This window comes from Aliiglaciecola sp., from assembly GCF_039982535.1.
GTDB lineage: Bacteria > Pseudomonadota > Gammaproteobacteria > Enterobacterales > Alteromonadaceae > Aliiglaciecola.
Genome location: NZ_JBDWYG010000046.1, coordinates 13433 through 28791, shown reverse-complemented (window position 1 = coordinate 28791; position 15359 = coordinate 13433). Strand labels below are relative to the sequence as shown.

9 protein-coding genes are annotated in these 15359 nt (G+C 40.7%); 5 read left to right on the top strand and 4 right to left on the bottom strand.

Going from position 1 to position 15359, the window contains the following annotated elements:
- The first annotated feature begins 11 nt into the window (after positions 1-11).
- Together ABJV04_RS15455 and ABJV04_RS15450 are read left to right on the top strand one after the other, a co-directional pair.
- Positions 12-4097, top strand: a complete 4086-nt coding sequence (locus ABJV04_RS15455; RefSeq protein WP_348492475.1) for a PilC/PilY family type IV pilus protein — start codon at positions 12-14, stop codon at positions 4095-4097.
- Positions 4098-4111: 14 nt separating this feature from the next.
- Complete coding sequence (locus tag ABJV04_RS15450) at positions 4112-4579, top strand: type IV pilin protein (protein WP_348492474.1); 468 nt, start codon at positions 4112-4114, stop codon at positions 4577-4579.
- 83 nt (positions 4580-4662) lie between these two features.
- On the opposite strand, the gene ABJV04_RS15445 is transcribed toward ABJV04_RS15450, so the two are convergent.
- Both ABJV04_RS15445 and ABJV04_RS15440 read right to left on the bottom strand, forming a co-directional pair.
- On the bottom strand, positions 4663-5406 hold the full coding sequence (locus tag ABJV04_RS15445) for a hypothetical protein (RefSeq protein ID WP_348492473.1): 744 nt from the start codon (positions 5404-5406) through the stop codon (positions 4663-4665).
- Between the two features lie 265 nt (positions 5407-5671).
- Positions 5672-7915 (bottom strand): acyl-CoA dehydrogenase, encoded by a 2244-nt coding sequence (locus ABJV04_RS15440; protein WP_348492472.1) that lies wholly within the window; start codon positions 7913-7915, stop codon positions 5672-5674.
- 359 nt (positions 7916-8274) lie between these two features.
- Here ABJV04_RS15440 and ABJV04_RS15435 point away from each other — a divergent pair, with 359 nt between their 5' ends.
- Genes ABJV04_RS15435 through ABJV04_RS15425 form a run of 3 tightly spaced genes read left to right on the top strand, consistent with a single transcriptional unit; the run spans position 8275 to position 12569 of the window.
- Positions 8275-10581 (top strand): MMPL family transporter, encoded by a 2307-nt coding sequence (locus tag ABJV04_RS15435; protein ID WP_348492471.1) that lies wholly within the window; start codon positions 8275-8277, stop codon positions 10579-10581.
- The gene (locus tag ABJV04_RS15430; protein ID WP_348492470.1) at positions 10571-11380 is read left to right on the top strand and encodes an outer membrane lipoprotein-sorting protein; all 810 of its coding nucleotides are present in this window, start codon (positions 10571-10573) and stop codon (positions 11378-11380) included. The genes ABJV04_RS15435 and ABJV04_RS15430 overlap by 11 nt, the downstream gene beginning before the upstream one ends.
- The gene (locus ABJV04_RS15425; RefSeq protein WP_348492469.1) at positions 11349-12569 is read left to right on the top strand and encodes a hypothetical protein; all 1221 of its coding nucleotides are present in this window, start codon (positions 11349-11351) and stop codon (positions 12567-12569) included. The genes ABJV04_RS15430 and ABJV04_RS15425 overlap by 32 nt, the downstream gene beginning before the upstream one ends.
- A 21-nt stretch (positions 12570-12590) precedes the next feature.
- Here the strand turns inward: ABJV04_RS15425 and ABJV04_RS15420 are convergent, their stop codons facing one another.
- Together ABJV04_RS15420 and ABJV04_RS15415 are read right to left on the bottom strand one after the other, a co-directional pair.
- Positions 12591-14036, bottom strand: a complete 1446-nt coding sequence (locus ABJV04_RS15420; protein ID WP_348492468.1) for a polysaccharide lyase — start codon at positions 14034-14036, stop codon at positions 12591-12593.
- 24 nt (positions 14037-14060) lie between these two features.
- Positions 14061-15353, bottom strand: coding sequence for a hypothetical protein (locus ABJV04_RS15415; RefSeq protein WP_348492467.1), 1293 nt, complete (start codon positions 15351-15353; stop codon positions 14061-14063).
- Positions 15354-15359: the final 6 nt, after the last annotated feature.

Here is a 15359-nt window from a genome sequence, read left to right as displayed (position 1 = left end):
GAGGTTGTATTATGTCTATTAAAAAAACGCTGCATACGGGGACTGCTTGTCTCTTCTCCTGGATGATTATGTTTTCCGCCTTTGCGGATGATTTAGAAATTTACCTTGGTAGCTCTGATGCCGCTGTTGAATATTATCCAAATGTATTATTTATCATGGATACTTCAGGCAGTATGGACTCAAAAGACGGTACCGGTGAAACGCGTATGTTACGAGTGCAAAATGCGTTGAAAGAAACCTTAGGTTCAGTTACTAACATCAATGCAGGCTTAATGCGTTTTTCCGACTATGGTGGTCCAGTTCTTTATCCGGTAAGTCAAATAGATTCGAGTGTATTGCCTGTACTCACTAAAACTATTGTTAGTGGTAATGATGATGCCCACGAAATTTCGGGCAGTGTAAATTTAACTAGTTCTGATGTGCGACTTTCTTATGGAACTGAAGTAGTTACCAGCGGTTTTCGTTTTCAAGAGTTGAATATCCCCCAAGGTGCGACTATTACTAGCGCTTATTTACGCTTTACCTCGGCGCAGCTAAATACCTCTGCCACAACACTCAAAATACGCGCAGAGTTGGTTTCTGATGGAACTGAATTTGATGATACTAATTTTAATATCTCTGGCCGAACCCTTACAGCAAACGAAGTTGAATGGAGCAGTGATAATAGTTGGCCCTTAGCCGGCGAAACTATACCTTCACCCGATATTACAAATGTATTGCAAGAGGTTATTGATCAAACGAGTTGGTGTGGTAAAAACGACTTAAACGTGATTATTGAAGGTTCAAGTGTCGATAGTTCGAGTAGTCGTAAAGTTGAGTCTTTCGAGGATGGTTCGGGCACAGGTGTGCAATTAGTTGTGGCTTACGATAATTCTTCGCCAGCCGGTTGTGTAAGAGGCAACAGTACGTATCAAGTGGCTTCTAATGATGACAACGCGGAAGAGCGCACTAATGGTTATGAATCGACAGGTACTGAGTTAACCTTTAACCCATCTTATAATGCTTATGTTGGCATGCGCTTCAGAAGTCTGGCTTTGCCACAAAATGCAGTCATCACCAATGCTTATATTCGCTTTACGGGGTATCAGAATCGCACTGGTAGTGGAGCATCTTTTGTTATTCGAGGGATCGATGACGGTGACTCAAGTAGCTTCAAATATTTTTCAAGGTATCGACTTAAAAACGATCCTAAAACCTCTGCGTCGGTAACCTGGGGTAGCATTCCAAGTTGGTATAAAAACTACACTTACGAGACGCCTGATTTGTCGGCTATTGTTCAAGAGATAGTGGACCGCGGGGATTGGGAGTCTGGTAATGATATGTCGTTTGTGGTGTCTAATATTACAGGTAACAGAGGCGCTTATTCTTATAATGGCAAACCTTCTGCTGCACCGATATTGGTGGTGGAATATGAAGGGCTATCTACTCCAGGAAGCACCTCTACTGTAAGGGAACATTTAATTGGAAAGGTAGATGAGTTAACTGCAAATGGTTATACACCTATTGTTGATACTCTACTCGAGGCAACTAATTATTATGGTGGCCGTGCTGTTGATTATGGATTACAGCGTGGACCAAGTTCGGTTTCATCCTCTGTACGAAAAAGTACAAGGGTAAGCCATAGATTATCTTATATCGGCGATAATTCAGTGCTTCCCTATGGTTGTTCTGAAGATAACTTAAGTTCAGGTTATTGTGTTAGTGAGTACATACCCTCTGGCGCTGTTTATGATACTCCAATCCAAGATCAACAATGCCAAACTAATAATCACATTGTTTTATTATCTGATGGTGAAGCCAATTACAATCACAGTGTAACCAAAATTCAAACATTGTTAGGTGAAAATTGTAGCGGTAGTGGTGGTGAAAAATGCGGTGTTGATTTAGTTGCAAACATTGGTGATTTGGGTGATTCAGCTATAGATACGCGGATCATAACTCACACTATTGGTTTTGCTACCAGCAGCGATGCCAGCGCTTTTTTAAACCAACTTGCTATTAATGGTGGTGGCGGTTTTTATGAAGCTGATAACTCCGCTGATTTGGTTACAGCATTCTCTTCAATTTTAAAAACGGTTAAAGATGTTAATACTACCTTTGTTTCTCCCGGTGTAGCGGTTAACCAATTAAATCGTTTGACCCATAATGACGAGTTGTACTTTGCTCTCTTCAAGCCTTCTGAAGGCGCAATATGGCCAGGAAATTTAAAACGTTACCGAATAGACGGCGATAAAGTGCTAGATCAAAATGGTATAGAAGCAGTAGATGAAGGTACCGGATTCTTTTCTGAAAATGCCCATAGTTATTGGTCTGTGTTAGCTGATGGAAATGATGTTAGAGAAGGTGGGGCTGCAAGCAGAATGAACCTCACGCGGAATATATATGCTTTTGATGGCGCAGGAGCAATTGCTGTTGATGCTAATCAAATCCATGAAAGTAACTCAAATATCACTGAGGATGATCTCGCGGTTTCAGCGTTACCCGACTCGGCAGAGTTACGAAGCGATATTCTGAAATGGGTTAGGGGCGTAGATGTAAGAGATGAAGATGGCGATGGTGATTATTCAGATGTTCGTCTAGCCATGGGTGACCCGATCCATTCACAGCCCATAATAGTCAACTACACGGCAACAGATAGTGCAATCTTAGTCGCTACCAATCATGGTTTATTGCATTCTTTCGACCCCACTTCGGGCAGTGAAAACTTTGCTGTGATGCCCAAAGAGTTACTTTCGAACCAATATGATTTGTACAAAGATGGCTCTTCTTACAATCATATTTACGGCTTAGATGGAGATATGGTTTTACGCAATGTAGACAGCAGCATGTACCTCTATGTTGGCATGCGTCGAGGTGGCAGAAATTATTACGCATTTGATATCACCAATAAAACTCAACCTTCCTTAAAGTTTGAAATACGCGGTGGTAGCACCGGATTCGAAAAATTAGGGCAAAGCTGGTCAAGACCAACTGTAACCAAAGTTAAAATCGGTTCAACAACAAAAGATGTACTAATTTTTGCTGGTGGTTATGATGACTCACAAGATGAAAAAGAACTTCGCAGTGCTGATGCTGTGGGTAACGCAGTTTATATGGTAGACGCAGACACAGGGAGTTTGTTGTGGACTGCCAGTAACTCTGATGCAGACTTAGTATTAACGGATATGCAGTACAGTATTCCCGCTCGAGTATCAGTAATTGATAGGGAAGGGGATGGCTTTGCTGATCACATGTATGTAGCTGATATGGGCGGACAACTGTTTCGATTAGACATTCACAATGGCAGTAGTGTTAATGAGCTTGTAACTGGCGCGGTAATGGCTAAATTTGGCGGCGATTCAGCCGCAGATAATAGACGCTTCTTCTATGGTCCTGATGTTTCAGAGATTAATCTTGGTACAGATCATTATTATGCCGTAGCACTTGGATCAGGCTATCGCGCAAAACCTCTGAACAGCGTCATTCAAGATCATTTTTATATGATTAAAGATGAAGGGGTATTTACCCTTGATGAAGATGGTAATTATACGATGCCCGCAACGCCTTACCTGGTTTCTGACTTATACGATGCGACAGCGCACTCGTTGACCTCGAGTGATGAAACGACCAAGGAAATAGCTACTTCGGAATTTGCCAGTAAACATGGTTGGTACTTGACCCTTGGAGCTGGCGGTGAAAAAGTCTTAGCCTCACCTTTGATCATTGATTATAAATTATTCTTTACCACCTATCTGCCGGCCACTGCCAGTGATAGTTCTTGTGCACCGCCAACGGGAAATAGCCGTGCTTACTTGGTTAACCTGGTCAATGCTAATGCCGTCACAGATTTAAATTATGATGATGAGTTTTCCAATGAAGACAGGTATGCGCAACTACAGCAAACCGGTATTGCCCCGGAAACTAAAATACTTATCGAAGATATCACTACACCAGTGGTGTGCTTAGGTACAGAGTGTACTTCAGCGGTGATTGATGTGGATGAGGATGGAGATCCTCTAGCATGTGGTACCGCATTTGAATGTTTAGCGGAAAATATTTACGGACGTTTTGAACGGGTGCTAAAAAACAGTTGGAAAACCGAAGTTGAGCGGGAGTAATAAGAGGAATGATTATGCAGCGTAATTTAAATAAAGGCTTTACCTTAATTGAATTAATGATAGTGGTGGCAATTATCGGTATTATTACCAGTATTGCTTACCCAAGTTACCAAGGTTATTTGAAAACCAGTAATAGAGGCGCAGCACAGTCTGATTTAATGGCGTTAGCTGCGGCAATGGAACGTCATAAAGCGTCCACTTATACCTATAAAGGTGCTGCAGAATCTGCGGCTGATACCGGTAAACCTGCCATTTTCCATCAGCATTCACCTTCTTCTGAGCCTGCGGCAAAGAAAAAATATGACCTCACCATTGAAACTGTTTCAGCATCTGGAAGTAGCTATATGATAACGGCCACCCCTGTTACAGGGACTTCTCAAGCAGGTGATGGCAATGTGTATTTTTATAGTGATGGCAGAAAGGCTTGGGATAAAGACAACAGTAGCTCTTTGTCATCCAGTGAGTATTGCTGGGGTTGCTAGCTTAGCGTTGATGCTAAAATACAAAAGGCTCAATATGAAAATATTGAGCCTTTTTGATATTAGCAACAGTGTATTAAGAGTGATTATGGAACAGTTGTTGTAACTTGTGCTTCTCTGCGCCACTTTTCCAATTCAGCCACTCTGCGAGTTAAGGCACCATTTACTTGGTCAAGAGCTACCAGTTTGGCCTGAATATCGCCTACTTCTCTGGCGCTATTGTTACTTGTTGATTTCACTTCTGCTAACAATGTACTTAATTGCGACAACTCATTTGCTTGTTGTGATAACTGCTCTTCCAAAATAGCTAAATTGGTTGAAACCGTAGAATAGTCGCCTTCCATGACACCTAACTTTTTCTGAGTTTGGGTATTTTGTTTTTTAACATTTTCAGCAAGTTGGTTGATGTCAGTTTGATTTCTGCGCCAAGCGGAAGCCCAAAGTTTATCCATTTGTTCCCATAACTCATCGGTCTTTTCAGTCAACTCTGATACTGTGACTCTTAAGGCGCCAGCGGATTGGTCCATCTCCTCACCGGTTGCAGACAATCGACGTTCCAACTCAGAGACGCGACTGATGGCATTGGCCAACTCTGCATCACTTTGAACTTTTTGCTGGTAAAGCCAGTAGCTTGCTCCACACGCAGCCAAGGCAATCAGCAATACTAAGAACAACCAAGCACCTGAGATACCGCTTTTGGGCTCTTTACTAGCACTGCTGGTTTTTTTAGTTTTGGTTTTTTCTTTCGCTCTTGTGCGCTGAAAAGCTTCTCTATCTTCTTTATCTAGAACGATGTTGGGTAGATCGTTATCTAATCGCTCGTTTGCCATTACGTCTCATCCAGCCTTTTAAAATCTTGAATTTTTTGATGGGGGTAGAATCGAAATATTGATTAAACAATATTCTTCTAGTGTTACCAGTGATGGTAGCGTTTTTTTGGGAGTGATGCTATCAATGGAGAAGTTATCCTGCATCACATTTAGACTTTTTACATAATTACAGAGCAAATTAAACAAAAATTGCACAAAAAAAAGCAGATATTACTATCTGCTTTTTAATTTCTATACAATGCCCCGCCGATGACGGTTGAGTTGTTTAAGCTGCGTCGGCTTGTTCCGCTTCTGATGTTTGGTGAATATCCACTAATTCTAATTCAAAAGTATATTCATCAACTCTAACAGCAAGTTTACGTTTTTCGTTGTAATCCATAACCAAGCTAACTTCATCAGTGGTTAAGAGACCTTTATCAGCAAACGTATTCACAATATGTTCAAAGGTTAACGCAGGAACCACTGGAGTTTGACGTAACTGTTTTTGAATCTTTTTAAGAACAGGCATGGCTGCGTGTTTAGCATCAAATGCTTGTTCATTAATGTAATTACCATCACCTACGTTAGTTTGTACTAAGTGTGTCAGTTCTTTCTTAATGCTCGACTGCTGCATAGTCGCTGATGAAAGCTGGCGAACTAAGTCATCAGAAATGCCTTTTACTGAAGAACTGTAGGTATTAGTTAGTACTCTCATCAAACCACGAGTTGCCGTGTTGGGGAAGTTACTAACGAAATTAACCAGTGCTTGTTCACCTTGTTGTAAACACCATTGAATAGCGTATTCAAAATATGGCAAAGCTTCAGCACGATTAGACACTTTTTGTTCATAAAAGCGCACAACTGCCATAGCTGCATATGTATAGCTCATGATGTCACCTAAACGAGCAGATAAAAGCTCTGCTTTTTTCAGGTCGCCACCTAGCACTAATAGTGATAAATCAGCCAATGGCGCAAGTTTTGCAGATAATGCATTCAAGCGCTTTTCGTATTTTTTCACTTCAGGCATAGCACTTTTAGCTGAACGAGCAAAAGGTACATAGCTATTCAACATCGAACGGAACGAATTGGCCACACTAAACTTGACGGTTTTGCTTAACACTTTGTTAAATTCAGCATCCGCAGCATTGTCGTCACTGTGGATCAAATCAACCATTTCTTTAAGGTAAGGATGACAACGCATTGCACCTTGACCAAATATCATTAGGTTTCGAGTTAAAATGTTCGCGCCTTCAACGGTAATTGCAATTGGCAATGCGGCATAGCCATTTGCCAAGGTATTTTGAGGACCGCGTTGAATCGCTTTTCCTGCTTGCACATCCATAGCCGAGTTTAATACATCTCGACCTAGCTCTGTCATGTGATATTTAGCAATGGCAGTTACAACCGAGGGTTTTAACCCTAGGCCAAGGCCTTCTGTGGTTAACACTCGCATCGCTTCTAACACGAAGGTTTTACCGGCAATATCGGCTAGCTTCTCTTGAATACCTTCGAAGCGCCCAATAGGCACACCAAACTGTTCACGGACAAATGAATACTCAGCAGTAGATTTAAATGCAGTTTGCGCTGTAGCAACGCCCATTGCCGGAAGTGAAATTCCTCGGCCAGCACCTAAACATGCCACCAACATTTGCCATCCACGACCGATATTCTTTTGGCCACCGATGATAAAGTCCATAGGGATGAATACATTTTCACCACGAGTAGTACCATTGTAAAAACGCACGCCCATTGGATCATGGCGATTACCTAATTCAACACCTGGGTGGCTTTTAGGGATAAGTGCACAGGTAATACCTAACTCAAGGGAGTCACCTAATAGTTGGTCAGGGTCAAACACTTTAAATGCTAAACCAAGGACTGTGGCGATAGGGGCTAGAGTAATGTAACGCTTGTCCCAACTAACACTTAAACCAATGACTTCTTCGCCTTCCCATGTACCTTTTGTAACGTAGGCTGCATCAGGAATTGCACCAGCGTCTGAACCAGCTTCAGGGCCAGTCAACGCAAAACAAGGAATATCTTCACCAATACTTAATTTAGGTAACCATTGGTTTTGTTGTGCTTCAGTACCGTAGTGCATTAACAGCTCACCAGGGCCTAATGAGTTAGGCACCATAACAGTAACCGCTATTGCGCCGCTGGTGGCTGCGATAGTTGCTACTATCGTTGAGTTTGCATAAGGACTGAATTCTAATCCGCCAAATTTCTTTGGAATTATTAATGCGAAAAATTTATTTACTTTTAAGAAGGTAAGCACTTCGTCTGGAATATGCTTGCTATTTTGTAATTCAAAATCGTCAATCATTCCTAAAAGTTCTTTAACAGGCCCATCTAAGAAGGCTTGTTCATCTTTGCTCAGCTTAGCAGCTGGAATATCTCTCAAGGCCTGCATATCTGGCTTACCTTGATAAATTGAAGATTCAATCCAAACATCACCAGCATCTAAGGCTTCTTGTTCGGTTACTGAAATTGGGGGTAAAACTTTCTTTAAACTTGTTCTAATACTCATAATTAACACGTCCGCTCATCTGACCAGTTGGAATTAATACTACATGTTTTTAACAAAAGATCAAAAAAAACTGCAAAAAATATGATCGAAATTTGCGATTATACAAAGGGACTACTTAACTGAAGTATTGAATTAACACGGAATTGAGCTTGTTTTACAACGAACGTAGGGGTATCAATAAATATTAATTCGTTCAAAATACAGAGACTTGGGTACACCTATTTAGGTGTTTGTTTAAGGATTAAACTATTATCTTAATCATTATCCTGATCAAGAATTTGTAACTGTATTGATGTATTGTTAGCTATCAATATTAAATGTTTGCAAAGCGACCAATTTACCCCTTTAGAGGATGAACAATGCGCAGTTTGTGGTTGAATATCGTTTTAAATAGACCTTGGTTAACAATTTTCTTAAGTCTATTGTTTGTTTTTATATGCGCCACTGGAGCACAGAAATTAGCTTTCAATGGTGATTACAAAGTTTATTTTGAAAAAGACAACCCCCAGCGAATTGCATTTGATGAAATGCAGGCTATTTTCAGTAAGAATGAAAATGCAAATATTCTCATTTCACCGAAAAGCGGAAGTGTTTTTAACCCAACTACATTGAAACTGATTTCTGATTTTACTGAAGATGCTTGGCAAACGCCTTTGTCTAGCCGGGTAGACTCAATCGCTAACTTTCAGCACACATGGGCTGAAGAAGATGACATGATCGTTGAACAACTCATTCTTGATTCTGACAGCATAGGTAATGAGTTAGTTGAACGAGTAAAACGGGTAGCTTTAGCCGAACCTAATTTACTCAACCGGTTAGTGGATGAGCAAGGTAAAGTAGCGCTAGTCTCGGTGACAGTGAATCTTCCTGATGGGGATAAAACCAAAGAAACAGGCGAAATTGTTGAATACCTCAAACAGTTAACCAATAAATATCAATCGTTATATCCAGATCACGAATTCCATCACACTGGAATCGTGTTTATGAACTCTGCTTTTGAAACTGCAGCAAAAGGTGATGCTGGCACTTTAGTTCCTCTCATGTTTATTGTCATTTTGGTGGTGTTAGGCGTGTTACTCAGATCTTTTGTGGGTACTTTTGTGACGCTATTAGTGGTGGCTTTTTCAATCGCATCTACAATGGGAGTTGGTGGCTGGATTGGCTTTGATTTAACCACAGCGACAGTAAACGTGCCTACACTAGTAATGACCCTAGCCGTTGCGGATTGTGTGCACGTTATCGCTTCTTTATTGTACGAATTGCGACAAGGGAAAGGAAAAGTAGAAGCAATAAGAACCAGTATGCAGCTGAATGTTAAACCCATTTTTATTACCAGCGCAACGACCGCTATTGGCTTTTTAACCTTAAACTTTTCAAATGTGCCGGCTTTGGCTGATTTAGGAACATTGACAGCAATAGGCGTAATGATCGCGTTTGTTATGTCGATTAGTTTTCTCCCTTCAATATTAAGACTTTTACCCATTAAGGTGACTAACGAATCTCAATCGGGAAATGATAGTTTCATAAAGATTGGAGAGTGGGTTATTACCCATCATAAACGCATATTGCCGTTTACTGTTGTAGTGGTTGTTGCTGCTATAGGGGCCTCATTTATGAATAAAATAAATGATACGCCCGTTGAATATTTTGATGACAGTGCTGAATTTAAAATAGCGGCAGATTATCAAGAACAAGTTCTAAGTGGCATGACAACTATAGATTTTGCGTTATTTACGGAACAAGAGTCTGGAATAAACGAACCTACCAGCCTTAAACATATTCACGAATTTAGTCAGTGGTTAAAAGCTCGGCCAGAGGTTGATAATGTGTCCTCTATCAGTGACGTCTATTTGCGCTTGAATAAAAATATGCATGGTGATGATCCTGAATACTATCGATTGCCAGAGAACCAGCCGATGGCCGCACAATTTTTGTTACTGTATGAAATGTCACTGCCTTTTAATTTAGACCTAAATAACCAGTTGAATATTGATAAATCGGGAACCCGTATATTTGTCACTATGGAAACTCTTGGCAGTAAAGAAATTACTGCTTTTGAACAGCAAGCTTACCAATGGGTGGAGGATAATGCCCCCGAGTTACGACTTACTGCAGGCAGTCAGAATTTGATGTTTGCTCATATTGGTGAAGCCAATATGAATAGCCTACTCAGAGGGACTGTTCTTGCCTTAGTTTTAATTAGTGTGATTTTAATGTTTGCACTGAAATCTTGGAAGATGGGGGCTATTAGTTTAATTCCCAATCTATTGCCAGCTGCTATCGGCTTCGGTATCTGGGGTCTATACTCTGGTGAAATTAATATGGGGTTGTCAGTCGTATTAAGCATGGCTTTAGGTATAATAGTTGATGACACAGTTCACTTCTTGAGTAAGTATCAGCACGCACGGCAACAGAATGAAAACGCTGAAAATGCAGTAAGGTATGCCTTTGCAAGCGTTGGAAAAGCACTCTGGGTTACAACTGTGGTGTTAACTTTAGGGTTTGCAGTGTTAACTTTATCCAGCTTTGCACTAAACTCTGATATGGGACTGCTAACAGGAATTATTATAGTGGTAGCTTTAGCGGTCGATTTCCTGTTTTTACCCGCGTTTCTACTGATGTTTGACAAACAAAATTTGTCTGAGGAAGCCAGCAATGAAAATTAATCAAATGCACATTAAGCGTTTAAGTATTGTATTTACGTTACTCACTTTGTGCACAATCGGCAAAGAGGGGTTTGCACAATCTCCGCAGGAAAAAGGTTTAGAAATCGCTAAAGAGCGTAAATTACGAGATCGTGGTTGGGGGGATTCAGTAGCTGAACTTACTATGGTGCTGCGTAATTCTCAAGGTCAGGAAACTGAGCGAGCTATGCGCTTGCAAGGCCTCGAAGTATTAGATGGCGGCGATAAATCCTTAACTATTTTTGATGAACCTAAAGACGTAAAAGGAACGGCTTTCCTCAATTTCTCCCATGCTAAAAAGCCTGATGAACAATGGATTTATCTACCCGCTTTGAAGCGAGTCAAACGTATCGCGTCTCGAAATAAATCAGGTCCTTTCATGGGCAGTGAATTCGCTTATGAAGATATGACCGCTTTCGAAGTTGAAAAATACACCTTTAAATACATTGCTGATGAAACCTATCAAAATCGCAAAATGTTTGTTGTTGAACAAACACCGGTGGATGAATTTTCAGGTTATGCAAGACAAAAAGTGTGGATTGATCAGGAACGTTATATTCCATACAAAATTGAATATTACGATAAGAAAAACAGTTTATTAAAAACCCTTGAACTGGATGAGTATACTTTATACTTAGATAAATACTGGCGCGCTTTGCGCACTGAAATGTTTAATGAGCAAAATGGAAAAAGTACTGAGCTCATTACCCATGAAATTGAGTTTAAAACTGGACTAGAGGACGGTGACTTTGACAAGAATAGTCTCAAAAGGGCAAGGTAATCCTGCAACTTTTGCATTGCTGGCTTTAATGTTTGTTGGCGCAAATTCAGCGGCCAGTGATATTGAAGTTCGTGGTTCGGCAGTAATTGAACAACGTTATTTTCTGCAAGATGCGCTGTATGAAGAGCAAAGCCGAGCAAATTTTTCAGTTTATGGTGAAGCTGAAATTTATAAAGCCTTTAATGATGGGGATGACAGCATCTCCTTTAAGCCTTTCTACCGGATAGATCAAAATGACGATGAGCGAACCCATGCAGATATTCGTGAACTAATCTGGTTGCACGTGGGTGACAGTTGGGAAATGCGTACCGGAGTCGGGAAAGTGTTTTGGGGGCAAACAGAGTCCCTTCATTTGGTTGATGTGATTAATCAAACCGATTCAATAGAAGCAATTGATGGGGAAGATAAACTTGGCCAACCCATGGTTAATCTTTCGTTAATTAAAGATTGGGGAACCACCTCCATTTTTGTTCTACCTTACTTCCGTGAACGCACTTTTGCTGGAGTAGATGGGCGACCTAGATTTGCTTTAAATGTTGATACCGATAACCCGATATTTGAATCCAGTGATGAAGAAAATAATATCGATTGGGCAGCGCGTTGGCAGCACTCTATTGGTAATTGGGAAATTGGTCTATCCTATTTTGATGGTACATCTCGAGAGCCTATTTTAGTCCCTGAGTTTAATGACGAGTCAACTGCACTTCGACCTTATTATCCACAGATGCAACAAGCTGGAGTCGATATTCTTGCTGTAATGGGATCCTGGTTGATCAAGTTCGAAGGTATTAGTCGTAATACAACGGCTGAAGATTATCGAGCCCTGGTAGGCGGATTTGAATATACTACTGTGGGTGTATTTGACAGCCAATTCGATTTGGGCTGGCTGATGGAATACCAATACGATGGACGAGACAATACTCTGCTAACCCCGTCTCAAAACGATTTAATGCTCGGAACTCGAATTGTTTATAATGACATCGACGGCACTGAAATTTTGTTTGGTATCGTGCAAGATTTAGATGAAAGCAATAGCCGCTCTGGTTTTATTGAAGCTTCTAGTCGAATCAGTGATAACTGGAAGTGGCGACTTGATGCTTGGTTTTTCTCTAGTGATACTCCTGAAGAGCCTATTTATCAATATCGCCGTGATGATTTTGTACAACTGAGTATGGAATTTTACTTCTAACAGTAGCCGCCTATTTGGCGGCTATTTTCTTATTGGCCCGATGTAACTTGATGCAATCACGATATTATCAAGGTACATATCGAAGTTGTTTTTAGGTTTAGCAACGCCTCCAAAATAGTAATTCAACCACACTTTTTCTATTTTAAGTTTCTCAGTGTCTCTAAAATGCATATTATGGCGCTCATAAATTAGTATTCCATCAATCCAAACTTTGAAAATACCATCTTTTTTACCGGGGGAGTTCAATTTTAGATATTGTTCAATAGCATACCAACGGCCTGGCTCCATGGTTGACAACTCATCTCCCCAGGGTATCGATTTACCATATTTGTTTCTAGTATCCACTTCGTAAAGATAGCTACCAATTGGCATTCGTCCTCCCCAGTCTGCATTTGAGGGAGATACTGACTTGTAGAACGAACCTCGGGCAGACCAACCATTTTTGCCGTTGTTTGCACGCCCACCCCAACCGGCTTTATTGTAAGTTCCACCGAATCCTGGCAACTTTCCTCCACCGCTTACTTTTGCTCCTGGGGCTAACATGGAATAGTATCTAAAATAGGCTTCTTCGGGTTCACTTCCCGACTGTTTGGCAAAATAGAAGTCGAGATTACCGGCTAAATTCCGAGAGGTTCTGAAGGGCATTTTTACACTGTTTCCTGGTTGACCGCTAAAATGCCTTACCTGTTGATGCTCTACAAACTGCAGTTTTCCAGTGTTTTGCCAAATAGGCTCAGAGATACCTATGCTTTGTTTTATATCGCTTAACCAGCTCTGTTTATTAAAATCGTCGGCATAGTAAACTGCGCTGTCTTGCTCTATTCCTTTGTCTAGGATGTACTTGCTTGCAATTCCTTCAGTATTTGGTTGCCTAGATGGTGGAACATAATCTATTTGATGGGTTTGTAATGAAGACTTACCGTATTGACGATTCGTCGTGGTGAGGAGTAATTTAAGTTGTTTAAGGGAATTTAAATCAATATTTTCAGCAAATTGGAATTTTAATAAAACCGTATGGCCACCACCGGCCTTAACAATCGGTTTTGAACCATCTGGTTTACGATTTTTCTTAGCGACATAGGTGTCTATTTCAGCCAATAGTAGACGCTTTTTGTCCCCTTCAAGGAACGTTAGTTGAGGCGCTTTATACCCTCCTTTTTCTACGCTATAGAAATCGGCAACCCCCTTATTCCCTGGAGCTGCTGAAAGGGTAAGCACAAGAGGATTAGTTAATTTCACCGTTGATAAGTCAATGCTAACGGTATGCTCCCGATCCACATCTTGGACTTCAAACTTATTGATATGCTGGGCATATTGTTGGTGAAATTTGGCAAAGTTGCCTTCAGGCCAATAAATGCGGGCTACATTACTTGCGTAATTGTAAGTGACGCTGTTGTCGAATACTTGTGCTGTGCTAGGTAGAGCGAAAAATACTAAAAAATAACAGGGTATAAATAGGCTTTTCATGTTTACTGGGTAAGCTGAGAGTGATTAATTAACCATATCATTGTCACGCTCACTTATAAATGCATTCTCCCTCGCTTTTATTCTGCCTTCAATTCTATTGTTATTTATTTTCACCGAAGTTTGTTTAAAGCGTGCATCTATACCGATAGAGTTTAAAAGGGTGTTGCCACTAATTTCGGTTTCACTGGCTTTGTTCAAATAAATGCTGACGTCATTGATACAATTGAGCACTAAATTATTTTTGATCACTCCACCGGAATGCTCATAGTAACATTCGTTGTTTTGACAAAACTGCTGTTGAGTTCCGCCGTCTCCAAAAGACAAACCCACGCGTACATCTAAGCTTGATTGATAGGGTAGGTGCCAAGCACAATTCACAACATTATTACTAAACACACCTCCCGAACCACCTCCTTTCATAAACCCACCATAGGTTACGGATATTTTTCCAGTGGATTGACGGGCGAAGTCGGCGATAAAGTTGTTATCAACAAGCCAATTATTGCCACCAACTACATCAATTGGTGTCGCAGGCGTGTTTGTATTGCGCACGCTTTGATTGTAAAAGTCGTTGTCTTGTACTAGTACATTGTCAGCAAAGGTTGCGGGTGTCTGTTGGTAATTTCCATTGGACTTTAAGGCAGCATTAAAATCGATGAATTGATTATTAATTAATTGCGTGTTGTCAGCATTACCATAGATGTGAATTGCGTGTTCACAATACCTTTGTTCACCACAATCGCCATTAAAAACAATGTTTTCGATGTGCCAATTACTTTTATTTAAGTAGATACCTTCTGTATTCTGAATGTTTAAAACACTGGTACCAGGGACACTGGTTATCAAGCGGATAGGTTGTTTCTGCGTACCATGGTGTCTAACTTCAAGGCGTTTAAGCACTGAATATTGGCCTGGTGCTAGTAGAATTACGTCACCTTGTTGGGCTTTCAACATTGCAGCTCGTAACTCTTTGGTACTCTTTACCGAATAAAAGTGGGAAGCCTGTAATGAGATTGCTTTTATACTGTGAGAATCAAATATTTTGGTTTTGTCAAAGCCAACCTCAGAAGCTGCCTTATCAAATGGAATCAATTCTGATTTCGGGGCAAGGCCTAGAAGCAAGTCTAAGCCTTTTAGCATGTTGAGCCTTATCCCCCAGTTTTTATGCAAATTAATTTGTACGTACTGACGGCCCTTAATCGTCAACTCTTTTGCATAATCCGTCTGCAAAAATATTATCGCCGCAGAGGAAGCGATAAATATCACAGTAAATGCTGCAATGGCGAGCTTTTTAATGCCGCGTTTATTGCTCTTCATTAACGA